The sequence below is a fragment of the Mycolicibacterium sp. MU0053 genome (genome assembly GCF_963378095.1).
GTDB classification, from domain to species: Bacteria; Actinomycetota; Actinomycetes; order Mycobacteriales; family Mycobacteriaceae; genus Mycobacterium; species Mycobacterium burgundiense.
This window is the reverse complement of the sequence record NZ_OY726397.1, coordinates 5182723-5204922: the sequence shown is the minus strand read 5'-3', so window position 1 is coordinate 5204922 and position 22200 is coordinate 5182723. Positions and strand designations below refer to the sequence as shown.

Sequence of the window (22200 nt, the reverse complement as noted above, 5' to 3'; positions counted from 1 at the left end):
TTTAAACTGCGGGTCGGTTCAGGTCAAGGAGTTGTGTGTGGCGCGCAGACGCGGCTGGGTCGGGGATCCGCCGGGCAACGACGAAGAGGCCGCCGAGCGGATTGTCGCCGCCGCGGTCAAACTGATCGCTCAGCGCGGAGCGGCGGTCAGCATCGCCGATGTCGCCGCCGAACTGGGGGTCATCCGGCAGACCGTCTACCGGTACTTCCCGACTGCCGACGCGGTGATGAAGGCCGCGGCGTTCGCGTCGGTCGACGGGTTCCTCGATCAGCTCGCCGCGGCGGTGCAAGGCATCACCGACCCGGCCGATGCGATGGTCGAGGGCGTGCTGTTCGCCCTGGAGGAGGTGGCGCGCACCCCGCATCTGGGCACGTTGCTGTCGGAGTCGTACGGCGGTGCCCACACCGGCGATGTGGCCTCGGAAACCGCGCAGGGCTTCGGGCTGCGGATGCTGGCGCGCTTCGACGTCGACTGGGCGCAGTACGGCTACGACGAGTCCGCCAAGCGTGACCTGGTCGAATTCACCCTGCGAGTGATGCTGTCCTTCTTCGTCGCGCCAAATGACGCGTCGCGCAGCCGCGAGGAGTTGCGACGCTTTCTGCGGGACTGGCTGGGCAGCGCGATCTTGGCGCGACGTACCGACGCTGACGGCGGTTCGCCTCGGCAACGGCCCGGCGGGATTGGCGCATAGTGCGCCAGGGCACTACTTTTCTGGGGGTGATGTCCTCAGCTGCTGGTGCAGTCGCGCGGTGGAGCGCCCCTTTCCTGACAGTTGCGGTGATCGCCGGCATGGGTCTGGTGGCCGAACCGGCACCCGTCGCGCAGTCCCCGCAGGTGCTTTTGACGAGTGAGGCCAACCCGCTGGCCGGGCAGACCTTCTACGTCAACCCGAACTCGGCGGCCATGCGGGCTGCCAACAGCGCCAATCCGCCCAATCCCCAGTTGACCGCCATCGCCAACACCCCGCAGGCGCTTTGGATGGACCACCGGTCCACCCCGGCGGTCGACGCGAAGTACATCGCCACCGCGCAGGCCGCGGGCACCATGCCGATCCTGGCGCTCTACGGCATCCCGAACCGGGACTGCGGCAGCTACGCCGCGGGCGGCTTCGGATCGGCCGGCGCCTATCAGGGCTGGATCGACGGCGTCGCCGGTGCCATCGGCTCGGGCCCGGCGGCCGTCATCCTCGAACCCGACGCGCTCGCGATGGCCGACTGCCTGTCGCCCGCGCAGCGTCAGGAGCGCCTCGACTTGATCCGCTATGCGGTGGACCGGCTCACCGCCAACCCGGCGACGGCCGTGTACATCGACGCCGGCCACTCGCGCTGGGTGAGTGCCGAGGCGATGGCGGGCATGCTCAACGAGGTCGGGGTGGACCGCGCGCGCGGGTTCAGCCTCAACACCGCGAACTTCTTCACCACCGAGGAGCAGATCGGCTACGGCGACGCCATCTCCGGCATGACCGGCGGGTCGCCCTACGTGATCGACACGTCGCGCAACGGCTTCGGGGCCACCGACGACGAGCTCTACTGGTGCAACCCGGCGGGCCGCGCCCTGGGCGCGGCGCCGACCACCGCGACCGCGAGCCCGAACGTGGACGCCTACCTGTGGGTCAAACGGCCCGGTGAATCCGACGGCGCCTGCAACGGGCACCCGCCGGCCGGCACCTGGGACAACGACTACGCCCTCGAACTGGCGCGCAACGCGGGCTGGTAGCGCGCGCTACCTCCCAAACCCTCACCCTCACCCCCACCCCTCACCCCACCCTTACCGCGAGCGTGCGGGTCCCCGGCCAACACGCCGCGCAAATTACGTAGTCTGCGCCCCCTCGCGCCAGTGGTGGGCCGCCGACAGCGCTACTGCAGCCAGTCGTTGCCGCCCAGCTGCAGTTGAGCGACGTCCAGTCGCGGCTCGATGCCGGACTTCGGCGCGAGATCCCGGCGTTCGAGCACCGCGCGCAGTGCCTCGGCCGCGTCGATGTTGAGCGGACTGGACACCCACATCGCGTAGGGGAAGTTGATGAACCGGTTCTCGCGGACCGCCTTGAGATTCCTGCTGGCCGGATGGCTGCGCAGCGCGCCGATCTTCTCCTCGACCGACTGGCCCGGATAGTCGACGAACGCGATGAGGTCCGGATCGGCGATGCTGATGCGTTCCCAGCTGACGGCGGTCCAGGTGTCCTGCACGTCGTCGGTGGCGTTGCGCGCCCCGGCCGCGTCGATGATGCCCTGCGGTCCGCCGAAGGCACCGGAGGAGAAGATGGTGTCGCTGCCGCTGTCGAACACGAAGACCTTCGGCTTGTGCTTGGGTTGTGGTGCGGCACGCAAACTCTCGAGTCGTTTCGCGATACCGTCGGCCGCGCGTGCGCCGGTTTCGGCGTTGCCGGTGATGATCCCGATATTGCGCAGATCGGTGTCGAGGGCGACCCAGGGGTCCATGGTGCCGCGGACGCGTTCCCCCTCGACGGGTCGGCACGCCTCCGAAAGCTGGTACACCTCGATCCCGTGCCGCGCGAGGACCTCCGGCGTGATGCCGCGGGCCTCACCCATCCCGTAGTTGTAGCCGGCGTAGAGCACCTGTGGACGGGCGCCGACGATGTTCTCCAGCGACGGCTGCGCGGGCGCGACCTCGTCGAGGCTGTCGACCTGTTCGCCGAACGCGAGACGCAGGACGTCGACGTCGCGGGCCAGGGAACTCACCGCGGTCATCTGTTCGCGCGCTCCGGCGGCAAGGGCGATCCCGATCATGCCGCCGTCGTTGACGAACAGCCGCTCAAGGGGCTGTTCGTAGGTGACGTCGGCGCCGCAGTTGGTGACGGTCACCGTGTCCTTGGCGGCGCTCTCGGCCTGCGCTCCGCAGGCTGTCAGGCTCACGACAAGGGCCGAAAACAAAAGCCTGGCACCGGATTTGGAATGTTTCATGACCGTGTCTCGCATTCAGTGGACGGCTGGGTCGACGTGGGTGAGCAGCAGGTAGGGGAGGCCGGTTTCGGGATGGGGGACGATATCTCCCGCCACCTCGAAGACCCGTCGGAGCAACGCGGCGTTCAGCACTTCGGTGGGTGGTCCGTGCGCGAGGACCCCGCCTTCGGCGACGACGGCGACCGCGTCGAAATGCCGCAGTACCAGGTCCAAGTCGTGCATCGCCGCAACGACGGTGCATTCCAGCTCGTCCAGCACCTGCATGAACCGCAGCCGCCAGGCCGCATCGAGGTGGTTGGTAGGTTCATCCAGGACGAGCACGGCGGTCTGCTGCGCAAGAGCCCGGGCCAGCACCACGCGATGACGCTCGCCGCCGGAGAGTTGGGTGCAGGATCGATCGCCCCAGCCGCCCAGGCCCACCGAGACCAACGCGTCGTCGATGATTCCGCGATCCTGCGCGGCGGCGACAGACCAGGGTTGCCGATACGGGGTTCGTCCGAGACCGACCGCCTCGGCGACGGTCAACTCCCCGGACGGTCGCTCCTCCTGCCCGACGAAGGCCACCGTGAGAGCCCGGTGCCGGGCGGACATCCGGCGCACGTCGTGGCCGTCGATCTGGATTGCACCGGCCGTCGGAGTGTCGAGGCCGGCCAACGCGCGCAGCAGGGTGCTCTTACCCGCGCCGTTGGGGCCGACGACGGCCAACCGAGTGCCTGCGGGGATGTCCAGTTCAACCTCGGAAACGATGGTTCGGACGCCGCGGCAACACCGCAGCCCCTGCGCAGTCAGGGCGGCCGAGGTCGGGCTCATGAGCTGTTGCCGAACTCGTAGCGCCGACGCCCCATCAGGAACAGGAAGATGGGTGCGCCGATCAGCCCGGTGAGAATGCCCAACGGCATCTCCCGGGGGGACGCCGCCACCCGCGAGATCACGTCGACCCACACGAGGAAGAGCGCTCCGCCGCAGACCGCGACGGGCAGCATTGCCCGGTGCGTGGCGCCGACCACCAGGCGCGCCGCGTGCGGGACGATGAGGCCGACGAACCCGATACCCCCGGACACCGCAACCAGCACACCCACCAGCACGCCCTGGGTGACGAACAGCGTGGTGCGGAGCCCGCGCACCGGCACGCCCAGGGATGTGGCGGTATCCGAGCCGGCGGCGTAGGCGTCGAGCCACGAGTGGATCGCGATCATCGCGGCCAGCGTGATCGCCACCACCGCGCCCGCGAGCGGCACCTTGGCCCACGTCGCACCGGCGACGCTGCCCAGCATCCAGAACATCACGCCCTCGGCGGCGTGCGGGTCCCCGGCGGTGAACACCAGCAACGACGACAACGCCATGAACGCCGAGGACAGCACCACTCCCGAGAGGATCAACCGCAGCGCGGTCAACCCGCCCTGCGCGCGGGCCACGCTGTAGACCGTGACGGTGGCGACCAACGCGCCGAGCAGCGCGCCGCCGGACAACGCCCACACGCCCAGGCCGGCGAGCGCGCCGAGGGTCATCACGGCCGTCGCACCCACGGCGGCGCCCGCGGACACCCCGAGCAGGTAGGGCTCGGCGAGCGGGTTGCGCACGAGCGCCTGCATCAGGGCACCCGCCAGCGCCAGTCCGGCACCCACGATCGCGGCCAACACCGAGCGGGGCAGTCGCAGGTCCCAGATGATCACGTCGTAGGCGACGTCCACCTCCGTGCCGCCGAATCGGCCGGTGACGGTGCGCCAGACCTCACCGATCGGGATGTGCTCGGCGCCGAAGGCGACGGACAGCAGGATGCTCACGGCCGTGAGGACGGCCAGCAGCGCGGTCAATGGACCGGCGCGGAGCCGTCGTACTGCGGGAACGCCCGTCTTGTGCACGTCTTGCCTTCGAAGTCTGGGTAACTGTGCGCGAGTTACACGGTGGACTCAACGAAGAACGGCAGGTCTTCGGACTCAGGATCGTTCGAACCCGACGCCTTCCCGGAAGTGTTTCCAGTGGCCAGTGTCGAGTCCGTCTCCCATACCGCTGCGCGCCAGTCCCGGATTCACACCGGGTTCCCTGGCACCCGCCCTCAGGCGGATGCGACCGTTCTCCGGGCTGAGGCTACCAATCGACACCGCGGCGGCCCGCCCGTGTGTGCGCGCGGGCTATTCGGCCGGGCCGATCCCGTGCAGCAGGGCATCGAGCAGGCCATCGAATTCTGTTGCGGGCGCGCTGTTTTGTGGAGCCGCCACCAGGACGCGGAGGAGCAGGGTGCCGATCAGGGCATCGGCGATGCGCTCATGATCGAGCCCGCGGCGGATTTCGCCGTCGGCCGCGGCCCTGCCCAGGCGCGTGACCAGCCCGTCGTGTTGCGGAACGCTGAGCTGGCGATACAGCGCCTCGTTGTCCATTGGGCTGGCCGCGGCCGCGGCGATCAGCGACCGAATCAGCGCCGCATTGGTTGCCTCGCCCAGGAATTCGGCGTGTTCGACGAGCCAGGAGCGCAGATCGGCGCGCAGGTCACCGGTCTCGGGCACTTCGAAGGTACTGCGGCGACCGTAGGCGCTGAGCACGGCTTCGGCGACCATCGGCGCCTTCGACGGCCAGCGTCGGTAGAGCGTCTTCTTGCTGACTCCCGCCAGGGCGGCGACGCTGTCCATGGAGACCTCGGCGTAGCCGCGCGCGACGAGCAACGTGCACGTGGCGACCAGAATCTCGTCGTGCAACTGGGCGTCGCGTGGCCTGCCACCCCGGGCCTGAGGCATGCCGCGAGCTTAGAGCAGGCAAACCCTTCCCCGGCGTGCCCGAGTCGGGTAGCGTCGGCCGTTACGACACGAGTCGTGTCGTAACTACAGCTGGCCCGACCGCGAGGAGAGCATTCGCGTGAACACGCTGCCCCTGACAGTGCCCGCGAACCTGGACGAAATCACGTCCGAGTGGATGACCGCCGCGCTGGCGCAGCAGCACCCGGACGCCGTGGTCGACGCGGTGACCGTCGAACTGCGCGACGACGGCACGAACCGCCGCGCCCGGCTGGGGCTGACCTATTCGGCCGGCGCGGGGCCGGCCACGGTGTTCGTGAAGGCGGCCGACCCCGCGCACAAGGATCTGATCCGGATGACCAGCGGCATGTTCCACGAACCGCGGCTGTTCAGCGCGGCGGTGGAGTTGCCGCTCGAGCACCCTCTGGTCTATGCCGCGGTGGCCGACGAGGACGCCTACGACTTCTGCCTGGTGATGGAGGATCTGTCCGCGCGCGGCGCCGATCCTCGGGATTCGCTGCGGCCGCTTTCGGTGGAGCAGGCCGCCACCGGCATGCGAGCCCTGGGCCGGATGCACGGACGCTTCTGGGGTGAGCGCGTGCTGGCGCATCCCCGGTTGGGCTGGCTCGAGCCGTTCGAGCCCTTCGATGGTCTGCAGTACGCCCCGCTGCCCTCGGCGTTGGAACGACTCGATGCCGATACCCCGGCCGAAGTGTTGTCGTTGACCATCGATCAGCTCGTCGAATCGATCTGGAAGCCCTACATCCGGACGCTGACCACCTCGCCGCAGACCTTGCTGCACGGCGACGCCCATATCGGCAACACCTACGTCACGCCGGCCGGTGAGGTGGGATTTCTCGACTGGCAGATGGCCCGGCGCGGCAACTGGTCACTGGACGTCGGCTATTTCCTGCAGGGCGCGGTGACCACCGAGGACCGACGCGCGCACGAGCGGGCACTGCTGGCCGAGTACCGCGACGCGCTGGGACTCCCGAGCGACGAGACGCCGTCCGCCGACGAGATCTGGCTGCGCTACCGCGCCTCGGTGGCCCACGGTTTGGCGCTGTGGTTGGTCACCGCCAGCGCCGACGGCGGCATGTGGCAGCGCGCGGAGGTCGCCGTGGCGTTGGCCCAGCGCTACGCGATCGCGTTCGGCGACTTGGATTCGGCGTCGGCGATCGCCGAAATCGCCGAATAGACTCCCCAATCGGCGCCGTCGCCGCGCCCCACCCGGCATCATGGACCGCGTGGCGGCAATTGCTTTACGCGACGACGTCGTGGCCTTTCTGTCCGAGGGCACCCGCACGGGCAAGCTCGGGTACCTCGCCGGCGACGGCCGCCCGCTCGTCGCTCCGGTCTGGTTTCTGGTCGAGGACGGCGCAATCGTCTTCAACACGGGTCGAGACACCGCCAAAGGACGTGCCTTGCAACGTGATCCGCGGGTCGTGCTGGTGGTCGACGACGAACGCCCGCCGTTCGCGTTCGTGCAGATCCAAGGCGTCGCCGCGCTGCGCGAAGACGACCCCGATCTGCTTGCGGTCGCCACCCGGATCGCCGCACGCTACATGGGCGAGGACCGCGCCGAGCAGTACGGTCGGCGCAACGCGGCGCCCGACGAATTGGTGGTGCGCATCGCACCCAGCAAGGTCATCGCGAGTTTCGACGTAGCCGGCTAGGAGAAGGTTCCATCCATGCGAAGCGGGTATCCGACTCGGTGTCGGCGCACCCCGCGCCCGCGACAAATCTGGAGGTAGCAGTGACAATGCCCAGCGGTCAGCCCGAACACCCCGGAGTGGGGTCCCCCGAGCGGCACGTGATCGCGTCGTTCGACAAGTACATCGACGCCCAACGGCTCGTGGACCGGATGTCCGACGACGGCTTCCCCGTCGAGCACGTGCGCATCATCGGCGACGGCCTGCGCACCGTCGAACGTGTCACGGGCCGCATGAACAAGGGCAGGGCGGCGCTCTCGGGTGCCGCCGCCGGTGCGTGGTTCGGCTTGTTGATCGGCCTGCTGCTGTCGATCTTCACGCTGGGGCCCGCGTGGATCGTGACGATGTTGGTCGCCCTGGCCATCGGCGCCTTTTGGGGTGCTGTATTCGGTTTCTTCGCCCACCTCGCCACCGGGGGTGAGCGAGACTTCTCCAGTGTGCAATCGCTCGAGGCGCAGCGCTACGACGTGTGTGTTTCAGCCGAACACGCGGCCGATGCCGCTCGCTACACCCAGGGCCGCTGATACCGGCCTACAGCCGCACCAGCGAGAACGGATAGCTGAACGCGCCGCCCGGCGTGCCATCGCAGCCGCTCGCGAACGACGACGTCAACGTACCCTGCAAGCTGGCCGCGTCCCAGGAATACACGTCGTGGGTCGCGATGATCGGTCCGTAATAGACGTTGCCGCAGCGTAATCCGTCGGGGACATCCACCGCCAACGTGTAGCGACCGTCGGCCAAGTGGGCGGTGCCGGTGTACTCGAACGCCTTGGCCACGGGCATCGGGATCGCGGAGATGTACTTGCAGTCCTCAGCGACCGGCGCGCAGTGCGAGACCGCCCAGGTCCAGGTGTGGAAGTCGTACCGGTCCGGGATGACGAGCTGGTAATTGGCGAAGAATGGCTCGGAATTGCTTGGCGCAGCACTTAATAGGCTCATGAGAGCCACGGCTGAAGCAGTGCCCAGCAGCTTCGCCATCTTCATGTCAATCCTCCGTGGTTCGGGCCGAACTTGCACGTGCAGGACGGCTCGTCACATGTGGGCGCCGCCGTCTATCCGGACCTCGGTGCCGGTGATGAAGTGCGCGTCGTCGCTGCCGAGCATCGCCACGACTCCCGCAACAGCGTCCGGGCTGGCGAAAATCTGTCCGCCCGCCAGCGGCAGCATCGGTGCGACCTTGCCGAACAAGGCGAAGTCGGCGTCCTCGGGCAGTCCCGGCCCGACGCTTTGCCGCGAGGATCCCGTGCCGTCGGTCATCCCGGACGAGATCGAGCCGGGCTGAACGGAATTGAATCGGATACCGGCCTTGGCGAACTCCATCGCCCAGCTGTGGGTCATCGCAAGCACCCCGCCCTTGGAGGCGGCGTAGGCGGCCATGTAGGGATGGGCGAAGTGCGCCGAGGTGGAACTGAAATTGACCACCGCGGGCCCGTTGCCGGCGTGCAGAGCGCCGATGGCTTCCCGGGTGACGAGGAAAGTCCCCACCAGGTTGACCCGCAGTACCTGTTCGAAATCGGCCAACGTGGTCTGCGTCAGATGTGAGGAGCGCAGAATCCCCGCGGCATTGACCAGGGTGTCGAGGCCACCCAATCGTTCCGACGCGGCACCGACCCCGGCCTGGACCGAACCCTCGTCGCCGACGTCCATGACCACCGTGGACAAGCGGCTGCCGTGCGCGCCGGCCCGGGCGGTGGTGTCGCCGAGTCCGTCGGCGCTGATGTCGGCGGCGACCACGTGACCCCCCTCGGCAAGGATCCGCAGCACGCAGGCCTGCCCGATGCCCGAACCACCGCCGGTGATCAGCACGCGGCGCTGGGCATAACGCGACAGCGCGGGTGGGGGTTCAGGGGGCAGCGACACGGCTCAACTCCTCGGATCGGCGAACGCGCACACATCTGACAGGAGATTACGGTCTCCCGCCGTGCGGGGGTGCGGCTCCGACGCTTCCCGGTAGATGGGATGGGACGTGCCGCCGGTCGGCGCGGGCTGTCACCGTCTCCTTGTCCGGTGCATCGGCGCGCGGAGCTGGGTTTTCGGTTGAGCCAGTCGAGGGAGGCTTCTGCGGCACATGGTCAGTAATGCCCAGGACCGCTGGTCCGTCGGACTGCGCGGTTTCGGAGCCGGCAAATCCGGACCCATGCAGGCGGTCGGTGGACTCCTCGCGATGTCCGCCGACGCCCTCAAATTCCTCTTCCGTAGGCCCTTTCAGGGCCGGGAGTTCTTGGAGCAGTGCTGGTTTGTGGCGCGGGTGTCGTTGGCGCCGACGTTGTTGGTGGCGATTCCGTTCACGGTTCTGGTGTCGTTCACGTTGAACATTTTGTTGCGGGAGTTGGGGGCGGCGGATCTCTCGGGTGCGGGGGCGGCGTTCGGTGCGGTGACGCAGTTGGGTCCGATGGTGACGGTGTTGATCGTGGCTGGTGCGGGTGCGACGGCGATGTGCGCGGATCTGGGGTCGCGGACCATTCGTGAGGAGATCGACGCGATGGAGGTGCTGGGCATCAATCCGGTGCAGCGTCTGGTGACGCCGCGGATGTTGGCGGCGGGTCTGGTGGCGCTGTTGTTGAACAGCTTGGTGGTGATCATCGGGATCCTGGGCGGTTATGTGTTTTCGGTGTTCATTCAGGATGTGAATCCGGGTGCGTTCGCGGCTGGGATCACGCTGTTGACCGGGGTTCCGGAGGTGATCATCTCGTGTGTCAAGGCGGCGTTGTTCGGTCTGATCGCGGGGTTGGTGGCCTGTTATCGGGGGTTGACGATCACTGGCGGTGGGGCCAAGGCGGTCGGTAATGCGGTCAACGAGACGGTGGTGTACGCGTTCATGGCGTTGTTCGTGATCAACGTGATTGTCACGGCCATCGGCATTCAGATGACGAACGGGTAGGGCGGGCGCCATGGGTACTTCAACGCTGTTGCGGCAACGCTTTCCGCGGCTGGTCGGCCAGGCGGGCCGGCCGGTGGACTTCTTTTCCGGGATCGGCGATCACATCTTGTTCTATGGTCGTGCCCTGGCTGGGGTGCCGCCGGCGATGGTGCGGTTCCGCAAGGAGATCATCCGGTTGATCGCCGAGATTTCGATGGGTGCGGGCACGCTGGCGATGATCGGCGGCACCGTGGTGATCGTCGGGTTCTTGACGTTGGCCACTGGTGGGGTGTTGGCGATCCAGGGTTATTCGTCGCTGGGCAATATCGGCATCGAGGCGTTGACGGGGTTCTTGTCGGCGTTCATCAACGTGCGTATCGCGGCGCCGATTGTGGCCGGTATCGGGTTGGCCGCCACGTTCGGGGCGGGGGTGACGGCGCAGTTGGGCGCGATGCGGATCAACGAGGAGATCGACGCGCTGGAGTCGATGGGGATTCCGCCGGTGGAGTATCTGGTTTCGACGCGGATCATCGCGGGGATGACGGCGATCACGCCGTTGTATGCGATCGCGGTGATCATGTCGTTTGTGGCCGCGCAGTTCACCACGGTGGTGTTGTTGGGGCAGTCCGGTGGCCTCTACGACCACTACTTCTATACGTTTTTGAATCCGATCGACCTGTTGTGGTCGTTTTTGCAGGCGATCCTGATGGCGATCACGATCCTGTTGATCCACACCTATTTCGGCTACTTCGCCGCGGGCGGGCCGGCCGGGGTCGGGGCCGCGGTCGGTAACGCGGTACGCACCTCGCTGGTCGCCGTCGTCTCGGTGACCCTGCTGGTCTCCCTGTCCATTTACGGCTCCAACGGCAACTTCAACCTTTCGGGCTAGGGCGGAGCGCAACTGATGGCAATGGATCCGGAGATCAAGAGACGACTGGTGGGGGCGGCGAGCGTACTGGCTGCCGTGGCGGTGGTGGCCGTGGCGGTGGGCCTATTTCGCGGCAGCTTCACCACGTCGGTTCCGGTCACCGTGCTCTCGCAGCGCGCCGGTCTGGTGATGAACGCCGACGCCAAGGTGAAACTGCATGGCGCCCAGGTGGGTACGGTGCGCTCGATCGAATCGCTGCCGGACGGCCGGGCCGCGCTGCACCTGGCCATGAACCCTGCCTACCTGGACATCATCCCGTCCAACGTCCGCGTGGAAATCGCCTCCACCACGGTGTTCGGCTCCAAGTTCGTCGATCTGATTCCACCGGTGAATCCCGCCGCCGAGCCGCTGCAGGCCGGCCAGGTGTTGGGCGCCGACCACGTCTCGGTCGAGGTCAACACCGTCTTCGAGCAGCTGTCCTCGGTGCTGAACAAGATCGAACCCACGAAGCTCAACGAGACGCTCGGCGCGTTGGCGACGGCGGTGGACGGCCGCGGCGAGCAGATCGGCCAGATGCTGTCCGATTTCGAGGAGTTCCTGGTCAAGATCGACCCGAGTCTGCCGGCGATGGAGCACGAGATCACCGTTGCGCCAGAGGTTTTCCGAGCGTATGCCGACGCCGCACCAGATCTGATCACCACCGTCGCCGCGTCGAGCCGGATCAGCCAAACTCTGGTCGAGGAACAGCAGCATCTCGATGCCCTGCTGATCAGCGTGATCGGCCTGTCCGACACCGGCAACGACGTGGTAGGTACCAACCGGCGCGCGATCAGCGAGGTGATGCGCCTGCTCGTGCCCACCACCGACCTCACCAACCAGTACAACCCGGCGCTGACCTGCGGCATCGGCGGTGCCGCCGAACTGGCGAAGGCGCCCGGCACCCCGATGCCCGGCGGGGTGCTCCTGCAGGCCGTGGTCCCGGGCCAGGAGCGCTACCGCTACCCACAGAACCTGCCGAAGGTGGCCGCCACCGGCGGGCCGCAGTGCACCGATCTGCCCACGGTCGGGTTCCAGAAGCGTCCGCCGTTCGTGATCGCAGACGTCGGTGCCAACCCCGCGCAATACGGCAACGAGGGGATCCTGCTGAACTCCGACGGACTCAAACAGATGCTCTACGGACCCATCGGTGGGCCGCCGCGCAACTCTTCACAGGTTGGGCACCCCGGATGAGCGGACTGGGACGCACGGCCACCAAATTCGGCGCCTTCGTGGTCACGATGGTGCTGCTGACCGGGGGGCTGTTCGTGATCTTCAGCCAGTACCGGTCCGGCTCCACCAACACCTATTCGGCGCTGTTCGAAGACTCGTCGAGCCTGAGATCGGGGGATTCGGTGCGGGTCTCCGGAATTCGGATCGGCACCGTGCGGGAGGTGGAGTTGCAGCCCGACAACACCGTGCTGGTCGCCTTCGACGCCGACGACCACATCCGCCTCACCGAAGGCACCAGGGTTGCGGTGCGGTACCTGAATCTCGTCGGCGACCGCTACCTGGAACTGCTCGACGAACCCGGCGCCGCCCGCATCCAACCGCCGGGATCCCACATCGGGTTGGATCGCACCGAGTCCGCACTGAATCTGGACCTGCTGCTTGGTGGCCTCAAGCCGGTCATCCAAGGGCTCGATCCCGATGACGTGAATGCGCTGACCGCCTCGTTGATCCAAATCCTGCAGGGACAGGGCGGGGACTTGGAGTCGCTGTTCGCCCGGACGTCGTCGTTCACCAACGCCGTGGCCGACAACGGGGAGACCGTGGAGCGCCTGATCGAGAACCTCAACGAGACACTGGCGGTACTGGCCAAGGACGGAAAAAGGTTCTCCGGTGCGGTGGACGGCCTCGAGCGCCTGGTGAGCGGTCTCGCCGAAGAACGCGATCCGATCGGTGCGGCCATCACGGCGCTGGACAACGGCACCGCCTCCCTGGCGGACCTGCTCACCGAAGCCCGACCGTCGTTGTCGGGCACCGTGGATCAACTCACCCGGTTGGCACCGCTGCTGTCGAATGAAACGGACCTGGCCCGACTCGACCTCACCTTGCAGAAGGCCCCGCAGAACTACCGCAAACTGGTGCGGCTCGGCTCCTACGGCAGCTGGTTGAACCTCTACCTCTGCGGAATCTCGATGCGGGTCTCGGACCTGGAGGGGCGCACCGCCTACTTCCCCTGGCTCATCCAGAACACCGGAAGATGCGAGGAGCCCTGATGCTCAAATATCGGGAATCCTCCCTGGTCCGTGCCGGATTCATCGGCCTGGTGCTGATCATGCTGGTCATCGCGGTCGGGTTGCAGCCGCAACAACTGCTGTCGATGGTGACCTCGGTCCGATACCAGGCGGTCTTCGCCGAAGCGGGCGGCCTGACCGCAGGCAACGACGTCAAGGTCTCCGGGGTCACGGTCGGCGCCGTCTCCGATGTCGAGTTCGACGGCGGCGCGGCACTGGTGACCTTTGCCGTCAACAGCAAGGTGCGACTCGGCCAGGACACCGAAGCGCAGATCAGCATCGGCACGCTGCTCGGCGAACGAGTCTTGGTGGTTGAACCACGGGGCAGCGGCAGCATCGGTGCGCTCGGTGTCATTCCGTTGTCGCGCACCGCGTCGCCCTACACGCTGACCGACGCCCTGAACGAGTTCACCTCGAACACCACCGCGACCGACACCGCCGCCATCAACCAGTCGCTGGATACGTTGTCGGAGACCATCGAGCGGGTGGCGCCACAACTGGCCCCCACCTTCGACGGGGTGAGCCGGTTGTCGAAGTCGTTGAACAACCGCAACGAGTCCCTGGGTAGTCTGCTCAGCACCGCCAGCGACGTCACCGGAATCCTGGCCGAGCGCAGTCAACAGGTGAACCGCCTGATCCTCAACGCCAACGACCTGCTCGGGGTGTTGCGGGACCGACGGCACGCGATCGTCACCCTGCTCGCCAACACCACGGCGGTGGCCCAGCAACTGTCCGGTCTCGTCGATGACAATGAGCAGGAACTCGCCCCGACGCTCGAACAACTCAACCGGGTCGCCGAGATGCTCGAACGCAACCGCGACAACCTGACGAAAGCGCTTGAGGGCCTTGCGAAGTACCAACTGACCCAGGGCGAGGCGGTCAACAACGGGTTCTACTACAACGGGTTTCCGTCCAATATGCTGCCCGGCGCGGCCCTGCAGCCCTTCCTCGATTATGCGCTCGGATTCCGCCGCGGCGTCAACGCCGGCCAGCCACCCGACACTGCCGGACCGCGTGCCGAATTCCCCTTCCCCAACAACGGTATTCCCGGAGGATGACCATGATCGCCAATCGGCGGCTCGGTCCGCGGGCCACGAAACTCCTACTCGCCGCTGTGGCAGCGGCGCTGGTGGCGGGCGTCGGCTACGTGGGGCATCAGAGGTTTCTGGGCCCCAAGACGATCGTCGCCTACTTCACGTCGGCGACGGCCATCTACCCCGGCGATGAGGTGCGCATCGTCGGCGTGCGGGTGGGCACCATCAAATCGATCGACGCGCTCGGCACCCGGACCCGACTCACCCTGCACGTCGACCGCGACGTCCCCGTCCCGGCCGACGCGAAGGCGATCATCGTGGCCCCGAATCTGGTGTCGGCGCGGTATGTGCAGTTGACTCCCGCCTACGGCTCGCGTCCGGAGGCAACCGGCGAGACCATGGCCGACGGCGGCGAAATCGGGGAAGATCGCACCGCGATCCCGGTCGAGTGGGACCAGATCAAGGAACAACTCACCCGCTTGGCCACCGAACTGGGCCCGGAAAGTGGCGTCTCGGGCACCTCGCTGGGACGCTTCATCGACACCGCCGCCGACGCGATGTCCGGCAACGGGCAGTTACTCAAGCAGACCATCACCGAATTGTCCGACGTGGGGCGAACTCTCGGCCAGGGCAGCGGCGACATTGCGTCGACCATCGAGAACCTCCAGGTGTTCGTGAGCGCGTTGCGCAACAGCAACACTCAGATCGTGCAGTTCCAGGACCGGCTGGCCGATGTCACCGGCGTCATCGACGGCGGCCGCGCGGATCTGGACTCGGCCATCGGCGAGTTGTCCCAGGCCGTCGGCAAGGTGCAGCGGTTTGTCGCCGGTTCGCGGGATCAAACCGCCGAGCAGATGCAGCGCTTGGCGAACGTGACCCAGGTGTTGTCCGACAACAGCATGGTGGTCAAGAATGTGCTGCATGCCGCGCCGAACGCGCTGGTCAACGGCTACAACATCTACAACCCGGACACCGGCGGCCCGCGCGGGTCGTTCGCGGTGCACAACTTCGCCAACCCGTTGCACGCCATCTGCGCATCGATCGCAGCGGTCGAGAATGTCACCGCCTCGGAGTCGGGCAAGGCCTGTGCCGAGTACCTGGGGCCCGCGCTGCGGTTGATGAATTTCAACTACCTGCCGGTGCCGTTCAACGCGTTCCTGGGGCCCGCCCCCAAGAACGTGATCTACTCCGATCCCAGCCTCGCGCCGGGCGGTGCGGGAGGGGCCCCGGTGCCGGCCGAGATACCGCCGGCGGTCTCGGCGTACACCGGCGCCGGCGGCGATTCCCCGCCGCCGCCGGGATGGTTCGACCCGCCCCAGCCCCCCGGGGCCTACGCCCCCGACGGGTTGCCCGCTGCTCGCCATCCTGCGCTGTACCCGGGCGCCCCCGTCCCGCCGGGGCTGCCCGCTCCGCCGGCCGCTGCACCTGCCGCGTCGAACCTGGCCGAGATGCTGCTGCCCGCGGAAGCGCCGGCACCGACGGGAACCACCCCATGAGGACACCGCGGATCAGACGCGCGATAGCCGCCGCGTGCGGTGTCGCACTGGTGGCGTCCGGCTGTTCCTTCGACGGTCTCAACTCGTTGCCACTGCCCGGCACCGTCGGTACCGGTGGGGATGCGATTCCCTACCGGGTTCAGATCGCCAATATCGGTACGCTGGAATCCAATTCGCCGGTCATGGTGAACGACGTCGTCGTCGGTGCCGTGCGCAAGATGGTGGTGGACGACTGGCGCGCCCAGGTGGAACTCTCGGTGCAGCCCGATGCCGTGGTCCCGGCGAACGCCGTCGCCACCGTGGGGCAGACCAGCCTGCTGGGATCCATGCACCTGGCCCTGGACCCGCCGGTCGGCGAGGAGCCCACCGGCCGGCTGCCGGCGGGCGCGACCATTCCGGTGGACAAGGCCTCGACCTACCCCTCCACCGAGCAGACGCTGTCGTCGCTGTCCGTGGTCGTCAACGGCGGCGGGCTCAGCCACATCGGTGGCATCATCAACAACTTCAACGCCGCGCTGGACGGTCGGCAGCCTCAGATCCGGGACCTGGTCACCCGGATGAACAAGGTGATCGGCCTGCTGGACAACCAGCACGACAACATCATTGCCTCGATCTCGGAGTTGGAACGGCTCGCCGCGACGTTCGCCGGCGAACGCGACGTGCTCACCGACGCCCTGGACCGCATCCCCAAGGCGTTGGAGGTGCTCAACGAGCAGCGCCCGCGCATCACGACGGCGCTACGCAAGCTGGGTGACTTCAGTGACACCGCAACGCAACTCGTCAACGAGTCCCAGGCCGATATCGTCCGCAACCTGGAGAACCTGGAACCGACGGTGCGCGCACTCGCCGATGTGGGACCCGATTTGGCGACCGCCCTGGCGTACCTGCCCACCTATCCGTACACCCAGGAATTCATCGACCGCGGCATCCGCGGCGATTTCATGAATCAGTTCATCGTGTTCGACTTCACGATTTCGCGGCTGAAGAGCGGACTCCTGCTCGGTACCCGGTGGGGCGAGCCGAACGCCTCGTTGGTCCCGGCGCCGGGTGATCCCTGGTACTCGACTTACACGCGGGACCCGCTGAAAGCTCCGCTGACCCCGGTGCCCGACGAGTTGGCCACCATTCCGCCGCTGGTCGATGCGCCCACGGGTGCGGCGCCGGCGCTCGAGGGAGGACAGGGCTGATGTTGACGCGTTTCGTCCGTACCCAGCTGGCCATCTTCGCCGTCGCTTCGGTGATCGGCGTCGGCACCATGATCTTCGTATACATGCAGGCCCCGGTGCTACTCGGGATCGGACGGATCTCGGTGCAGCTGCAACTGCCCGGCACCGGCGGCCTGTACCAGTTCTCCAACGTGACCTACCGGGGCATCGAGGTGGGCAAGGTCACCGACATCCGTCCGACCCGCGACGGTGCCGAGGTGACGATGTCGCTGAAGACTTCGCCGAAGATCCCCGTCGACCTGGAAGCGAAGGTGCTCAGCGTGTCCGCGGTCGGCGAACAGTACGTAGATCTGTTGCCGCGCACCGAGGGTGGTCCCTATCTGGAGGACGGGACGGTGATCGTGGCGGGCCATTCCGCGCTGCCGCAGCCCGTCGGCCCGATGCTCGATCAAATGAACGATCTGGTCGGCAGCATCCCCACCGGCAAGCTCACCGGCCTGCTCGACGAATCCTTCAAGGCGCTCAACGGAACCGGTCACGACCTGGGCTCGTTGTTCGACTCGTCGGCCCGGCTCGCCGCCGACCTCAACGACCACGCCGACAGCACCCGCACGCTGATCGAGGAGAGTCGTCCGCTGCTCGACGGTCAGGCCGAAAGCGTCTATGCCATCCGCACCTGGGCGCGCAGCCTGGCCGGGATCACCGGCGCGATCGATGCCCGCGACCCCGAGGTGCGGACCATCCTGCGTACCGGCTCCGACACCGCGGACGAGGCCTCACGGCTCCTCAACCAGATCAAGCCGACCTTGCCGGTGCTGCTGGCGAACCTGACCACGGTGGGACAGATCGGGGTCACCTACCATCCGTCGATCGAACAGTTGCTGGTGCTGCTTCCGCCGTATCTGGCCGCCACCCAGTCCTACGGGTCGTCGCTGAACAACCCGACCGGCCTGGCGCTGGCCGAGTTCACCGTCACCCTCGGTGACCCGGCGGCCTGCACGGTGGGATTCCTGCCGCCCTCGTCGTGGCGTTCCCCGACCGACCTGACCGACGTGGACACCCCGGAGGGTCTGTACTGCAAGCTGCCGCAGGATTCACCGATCGGCGTGCGCGGGGCACGCAACTACCCCTGCATCGCCCAGCCGGGCAAGCGCGCACCGACGGTCGAGATCTGTGAGAGCGACGAGCCTTTCCGGCCGTTGGCGCAGCGCCAGCATGCCCTCGGCCCGTACCCGATCGATCCGGGCCTCATCGCCCAGGGAGTCCCACCGGATGACCGGGTTACCCCCGACGCGAACATCTTCGGACCCACCGAGGGCACTCCGTTGCCGCCTCCGGCGCCGGGACCCGCCCCGGTCGAGGGGGCGCTGCCGGTGACGCCGAGCGCCCACGATGCGGCCGGTCCCTCGGTCGCGATCGCCACGTACAACCCGGGCACCGGGCAGTACGCCACACCGGACGGCTCGGTGTTCCGCCAATCGGATTTGGCGCAGCCGGCCGCGCAGAGCTGGGAAGACCTGATGCCGCGGTAGGGCGTCGGTGGACGGGCGGAAACCGCGGTGCTGCACTGGCTTTGGATCAACCGACCTTGGTGAGTTTGAACGGCATGTTGATGTACACGGCTTTGTTCACTCCGCAGGCACCGCTTGGGCCGGTGGTGATGTCCTCGCCCACCAGCGTCGTCGACGTGATGTCCGCGTTGGCGCCCTCGGGCGTCATCGCCTTGAACCGGAACGTCTGAAAACCCGGGGCGGTGCTGCCATCCGGGCAGGGTATCCAGTCATCGATCGTGTGTTTGACATACCAGACGCCGCTCTTCTGATAGATCGGCGCGGACCAGCCCCACTCGCTGTGCACGGTGCCGGTGCACTCGCCCGGATAGCTGCACTGGGTGTTGACGGTCCAGGTGCTGCGCAGACTGTCCTGATCGTAGAAGACCTCGTTCTTGCGCGCCCACTCCCCGTTAGAGGTGGCGGTGTAGGTGCCGTTGATCCCCCAGTCCGGGTTGTCCGCTGCGGCCACGGCACTGGTCGCCACCCCGGCCAAGGCAGCGGCGGCTACCGCGGTCAGAACTGCTGGAATACGCAACATTTGACGGCTCCTCGGACTAGCTGCGGCACGCTCATGACTTTGCCTTCGGTCGGATGAAGATTCCCTCGGCCTGTACGGTGACGGCACCGTCGGCATTCAGGAGTTGGCCCACGGCAAAGGTTTTCCCGCGTTCCTCCCGGTCGGTCCAGGATTCGGCACGGACCGGGCCCAGCGGGGTGGGGGCCACATAGCGCAGCGTCAGCGTGCCGGTGACGGCCGGTGCGTCCCGGCGGTGGGCGGTGGCACTGAGCACATGGTCGAGGATCAACGCACACACGCCACCGTGCACCTGACCGGCGGGACCTTCATACGCGGCGCCGAGCACGAGATCCGCTGTTGCCCTGCCGGTCCCGTCGCGTTGGACCCGTAAGGGAGGGGCAACGGCGTTACGCAGGCCGAACGCGACGTTGCCCCAGGTCAACGGCCGGCCTTCGGGCGTAGTGCGCACCCGGAAGGGATCCGGGTCCAGCTGGACACTCAAAAGGTCGGTGGCTTCTTCGATCAGCGCGTGCGCCCGGCGCACGTCGGCCTCGCCGGCATCGCTGCGGATCGTGACGTCGATGAGTCGCCGCAACGACTCGGTCAACGGGCTGTAAACGGCCTCGCTGCGTTGGATCTCGTCGGGCGTGCTGGGCCGGTTCAACGGTGGACCTCCGCGCCGGCCATGTCGAGGGCCGCGAAGTGGCTGAACAACATCGAGGCACCGATCGGGTTGCCGCCGCCGGGATAGGTGGTTCCGCTGACGGCCGCCATGGTGTTACCGGCCGCGTAGAGACCGGGCACCGGCGCGCCGTCGCGGGCCAACACCCGGCCGTGCACGTCGGTCCGCAGCCCACCCTTGGTGCCCAGATCCGAAAGCCCGAAGGCGGCAGCGTGATAGGGCGCTGTGTCGATGGGAACCAGCGGGCTGGCGCCGTCGGTGAAGGAGCGATCGTAGGGTTCGTCGCCGCGGCCGAAGTCGCTGTCGACGCCGAGGGCCGCCAGTTCGTTGAAGCGTGCGACGGTGGCGGTGAGGTTGCCGGCCGGGACGCCGATCATCGCGGCGAGTTCCTCGAGGGTGTCCGCGCTGTGCCACAGCCCCGCCGCGCGGTACTCCTCGGCCGCCACCATGCTGACGTTGGTGGCGCCCACCGGCGGAATGGCCCCGGCGCGGTCGTCGTAGACCATCCAGAACGGCAGCGTGGTCGCGCCGCTGTCGAGTTGGCGGATCACCTCTCGGCCGATCCGGTCGTAGGGGGCCGATTCGTTGACGAATCGGCGCCCATCCTGGTTGACGAAGATGCCGCCGGTGAACCACAGCGCGAAGGCCGACCTGCCGTCGGGGTGGGTCATCCCCGGCGACCACCAGGCCTGGTCCATCAGGTCGGTGTCGGCGCCGACCGCGATCGCCGCGCGGTGGGCGGCCCCGGTGTTGCCCGGCCCGCCCATGGTGTCGGTGGCGCTGCCCGGCACGCCGTATTCGGCGCGCATCGCCGCGTTCTGCTCGAAGCCGCCGGCGGCCAGCAGCACGCCGCGCCGGGCCCGCACCCGCATGGGCGTGCCGTCGCGTTCGATCACCGCTCCGGTCACCCGGCCGTCGTCGACGATCAGCTCGGTCAGGGGGGCCTCGCGCCAGCAGGAGGCGTTCGGCAGCTTGTCGAGGGCCGCCAGAAAGCGGCCCACCAGGGCCCGGCCACCGATCAGGAGGTCGGGTGCGGGCGCGCCGAGTCGCTCGGTATCGAGCGGGCCGCGCACCGATCCGGCGTATTGCCCGAGGTCGCGGTCGGGCAGCGGTACCGCAATGGTGTGCCGCAGGCCGTCGTTGCGAGCGCCCGGCGCCGAACCGTAGTAGTCCGGCCAGGGCAACGCCATGAATTCGAAGCCGGGGTCTTCTTCCAGGTACTCGATGAATCCGGCGCCGCCGCGGACGTAGGCCTCCTGGAGGTCGGCCGGGGTGCGGTCGCCGACAACCGCTCGGAAATACGTCAGGGCGGCATCGATGGTGTCGTCGCTGCCGGCGCGTGCCAGCGCGGGATTGCACGGGAACCACATGCCACCGCCGCCGGAGTAGGCGGTGGTGCCACCGAACTGCTCGGTGGCTTCCACCAGCAGGACCGACAGCTCTTCCCGCGCCGCCGTGTAGGCGCCGGCGATGCCGCCGCCGGAGCCGACGACGACCACATCGAAGACGGCATCGAAGTTCGCCGCGGCGGGGATCTGTGGGCCGACGGCCTCCTCGGGCATGGATTTCCTCTCGCCGCAGCGCTGGCTGGCTGACCTGCGGACCACTCTGTCGGCCGCGACAGCGATTGCGCAACGTCCCGTCCCGGTCAGCGGCAGCTGAGGTCCGCCCGTAGCGTGACGGTTGTTAGCCTTGGTCGGTGACGGAACCGGCCGACAGCGGACCTGGTGGGGTGAACGTGTCGCCCACCGGTTGGGCGTTGCTGGGCCTGCTCTCGAGCGGGGATGAGCTGTCCGGGTATGACATCAAGAAGTGGATCAACTGGGCCATCCGGTACTTCTATTCGAGCCCGGCCTACAGCCAGATCTATTCCGAGCTCAAACGGCTCGAGCGGCATGGAATGGTGAGTTCCCGGGTCGACGACGGTGTCCGGAATCGGCGGATGTACAAGATCACCCCGGAAGGCTTGGCCGCCGTCACCCGCTGGGCCAATGACGAACCCGTCGAACCTCCTGCGCTCAAGCACAATCCGGTGCTGCGGGTGATGCTCGGCCACCTGGCCGAACCGGGTCGCCTCAGGGAAATTCTGACCGCCCATGCCGACTATGCCGAGCAGATGTACCAGTCCGTCGCCAGGGAGGTCCGGTGGACGGCCGATCAGCCCGCCTGGGCGTACGCCCGGTTGGCGTTGCGGTGGTCCGAGCAGTATTACGCGTCCGAACATGAACGGGCGCTGCAGATGATCAAGGATCTCGATGCCGTCGAGGAGACCTTCGGCGAATCCGCTCAGCAGGAGGTCCAGTTCCCGGTGCGGGAGTACTGGTACGAGGTAGAGCGGCGAATGGTCGCCGAGGACGACGCGGACGGCTCGGCCGCGCCGGGCTGA

At 67.6% G+C, this 22200-nt stretch carries 23 protein-coding genes and 1 riboswitch; of the genes, 14 read left to right on the top strand and 9 right to left on the bottom strand.

The features are described from left to right. Positions 1 to 37 precede the first annotated feature (37 nt). A complete protein-coding gene (locus RCP80_RS24735; protein WP_308480204.1) occupies positions 38 to 691 on the top strand; it encodes a TetR/AcrR family transcriptional regulator in 654 nt (217 codons plus the stop codon). A gap of 29 nt (positions 692 to 720) precedes the next feature. Beyond that, entirely contained in the window at positions 721 to 1716 is a 996-nt protein-coding gene (locus tag RCP80_RS24730; protein WP_308480203.1) for a glycoside hydrolase family 6 protein, read from the top strand. A 140-nt stretch (positions 1717 to 1856) separates the two neighbouring features. On the opposite strand, the gene RCP80_RS24725 is transcribed toward RCP80_RS24730, so the two are convergent. The 4 genes from RCP80_RS24725 to RCP80_RS24710 all read right to left on the bottom strand — a co-directional run bounded on the left by RCP80_RS24725 (position 1857) and on the right by RCP80_RS24710 (position 5653). Then, positions 1857 to 2921 (bottom strand): ABC transporter substrate-binding protein, encoded by a 1065-nt coding sequence (locus RCP80_RS24725; protein ID WP_308480202.1) that lies wholly within the window; start codon positions 2919 to 2921, stop codon positions 1857 to 1859. 15 nt (positions 2922 to 2936) lie between these two features. Further along, positions 2937 to 3731, bottom strand: a complete 795-nt coding sequence (locus tag RCP80_RS24720; RefSeq protein ID WP_308480201.1) for an ABC transporter ATP-binding protein — start codon at positions 3729 to 3731, stop codon at positions 2937 to 2939. Continuing rightward, entirely contained in the window at positions 3728 to 4783 is a 1056-nt protein-coding gene (locus RCP80_RS24715; RefSeq protein WP_308480200.1) for a FecCD family ABC transporter permease, read from the bottom strand. Before RCP80_RS24715 ends, RCP80_RS24720 begins: the two co-directional genes overlap by 4 nt. 43 nt (positions 4784 to 4826) lie before the next feature. Beyond that, positions 4827 to 5011, bottom strand: a riboswitch (cobalamin riboswitch). Positions 5012 to 5053: 42 nt separating this feature from the next. After that, the gene (locus RCP80_RS24710) at positions 5054 to 5653 is read right to left on the bottom strand and encodes a TetR/AcrR family transcriptional regulator (protein WP_308480199.1); all 600 of its coding nucleotides are present in this window, start codon (positions 5651 to 5653) and stop codon (positions 5054 to 5056) included. Positions 5654 to 5828: 175 nt separating this feature from the next. On the opposite strand from RCP80_RS24710, the gene RCP80_RS24705 reads away from it, so the two are divergent. The 3 genes from RCP80_RS24705 (at position 5829) to RCP80_RS24695 (ending at position 7886) form a co-directional block, all read left to right on the top strand. Further along, positions 5829 to 6848, top strand: a complete 1020-nt coding sequence (locus tag RCP80_RS24705) for a phosphotransferase (RefSeq protein WP_373693559.1) — start codon at positions 5829 to 5831, stop codon at positions 6846 to 6848. 58 nt (positions 6849 to 6906) lie between these two features. Beyond that, the gene (locus tag RCP80_RS24700; RefSeq protein WP_373693558.1) at positions 6907 to 7326 is read left to right on the top strand and encodes a PPOX class F420-dependent oxidoreductase; all 420 of its coding nucleotides are present in this window, start codon (positions 6907 to 6909) and stop codon (positions 7324 to 7326) included. 86 nt (positions 7327 to 7412) lie between these two features. After that, a complete protein-coding gene (locus RCP80_RS24695) occupies positions 7413 to 7886 on the top strand; it encodes a general stress protein (protein WP_308480196.1) in 474 nt (157 codons plus the stop codon). A gap of 7 nt (positions 7887 to 7893) precedes the next feature. On the opposite strand, the gene RCP80_RS24690 is transcribed toward RCP80_RS24695, so the two are convergent. Beyond that, positions 7894 to 8346, bottom strand: coding sequence for a hypothetical protein (locus RCP80_RS24690; protein ID WP_308480195.1), 453 nt, complete (start codon positions 8344 to 8346; stop codon positions 7894 to 7896). 48 nt (positions 8347 to 8394) lie between these two features. Continuing rightward, a complete protein-coding gene (locus RCP80_RS24685) occupies positions 8395 to 9168 on the bottom strand; it encodes an SDR family NAD(P)-dependent oxidoreductase (RefSeq protein ID WP_308483009.1) in 774 nt (257 codons plus the stop codon). Positions 9169 to 9430: 262 nt separating this feature from the next. Between RCP80_RS24685 and RCP80_RS24680 the strand changes: the two genes are divergently transcribed. The 8 genes from RCP80_RS24680 to RCP80_RS24645 are packed head-to-tail and all read left to right on the top strand — an operon-like array spanning position 9431 to position 18594. Then, a complete protein-coding gene (locus RCP80_RS24680; RefSeq protein ID WP_308480194.1) occupies positions 9431 to 10243 on the top strand; it encodes an MlaE family ABC transporter permease in 813 nt (270 codons plus the stop codon). A 10-nt stretch (positions 10244 to 10253) separates the two neighbouring features. After that, positions 10254 to 11111: an MlaE family ABC transporter permease gene (locus tag RCP80_RS24675; protein ID WP_308480193.1), complete on the top strand. Its 858-nt coding sequence runs from the start codon at positions 10254 to 10256 to the stop codon at positions 11109 to 11111. A gap of 21 nt (positions 11112 to 11132) precedes the next feature. Continuing rightward, complete coding sequence (locus RCP80_RS24670) at positions 11133 to 12320, top strand: MCE family protein (protein WP_373693557.1); 1188 nt, start codon at positions 11133 to 11135, stop codon at positions 12318 to 12320. Continuing rightward, complete coding sequence (locus RCP80_RS24665) at positions 12317 to 13348, top strand: MCE family protein (protein WP_308480191.1); 1032 nt, start codon at positions 12317 to 12319, stop codon at positions 13346 to 13348. Before RCP80_RS24670 ends, RCP80_RS24665 begins: the two co-directional genes overlap by 4 nt. Then, positions 13348 to 14424 carry an MCE family protein gene (locus RCP80_RS24660; protein ID WP_308480190.1) on the top strand — a complete coding sequence of 359 codons (1077 nt, stop codon included), beginning with the start codon at positions 13348 to 13350 and terminating at the stop codon, positions 14422 to 14424. Before RCP80_RS24665 ends, RCP80_RS24660 begins: the two co-directional genes overlap by 1 nt. A gap of 2 nt (positions 14425 to 14426) precedes the next feature. Continuing rightward, positions 14427 to 15896: an MCE family protein gene (locus tag RCP80_RS24655; protein ID WP_308480189.1), complete on the top strand. Its 1470-nt coding sequence runs from the start codon at positions 14427 to 14429 to the stop codon at positions 15894 to 15896. Beyond that, the gene (locus RCP80_RS24650) at positions 15893 to 17083 is read left to right on the top strand and encodes an MCE family protein (RefSeq protein WP_308480188.1); all 1191 of its coding nucleotides are present in this window, start codon (positions 15893 to 15895) and stop codon (positions 17081 to 17083) included. Before RCP80_RS24655 ends, RCP80_RS24650 begins: the two co-directional genes overlap by 4 nt. Then, complete coding sequence (locus RCP80_RS24645) at positions 17083 to 18594, top strand: MCE family protein (protein ID WP_308480187.1); 1512 nt, start codon at positions 17083 to 17085, stop codon at positions 18592 to 18594. Before RCP80_RS24650 ends, RCP80_RS24645 begins: the two co-directional genes overlap by 1 nt. A 46-nt stretch (positions 18595 to 18640) precedes the next feature. Here RCP80_RS24645 and RCP80_RS24640 read toward each other — a convergent pair whose 3' ends face one another. From RCP80_RS24640 to RCP80_RS24630, 3 genes are read right to left on the bottom strand one after another with little or no spacing between them, the layout of a single operon-like run. After that, entirely contained in the window at positions 18641 to 19153 is a 513-nt protein-coding gene (locus RCP80_RS24640; protein WP_308480186.1) for an Rv2253/PknI dimerization domain-containing protein, read from the bottom strand. A gap of 31 nt (positions 19154 to 19184) precedes the next feature. Continuing rightward, a complete protein-coding gene (locus tag RCP80_RS24635) occupies positions 19185 to 19796 on the bottom strand; it encodes a PaaI family thioesterase (protein ID WP_308480185.1) in 612 nt (203 codons plus the stop codon). Further along, positions 19793 to 21376, bottom strand: coding sequence for an FAD-binding protein (locus RCP80_RS24630; protein WP_308480184.1), 1584 nt, complete (start codon positions 21374 to 21376; stop codon positions 19793 to 19795). The genes RCP80_RS24635 and RCP80_RS24630 overlap by 4 nt, the downstream gene beginning before the upstream one ends. 137 nt (positions 21377 to 21513) lie before the next feature. Between RCP80_RS24630 and RCP80_RS24625 the strand changes: the two genes are divergently transcribed. Continuing rightward, entirely contained in the window at positions 21514 to 22200 is a 687-nt protein-coding gene (locus RCP80_RS24625) for a PadR family transcriptional regulator (protein ID WP_308480183.1), read from the top strand.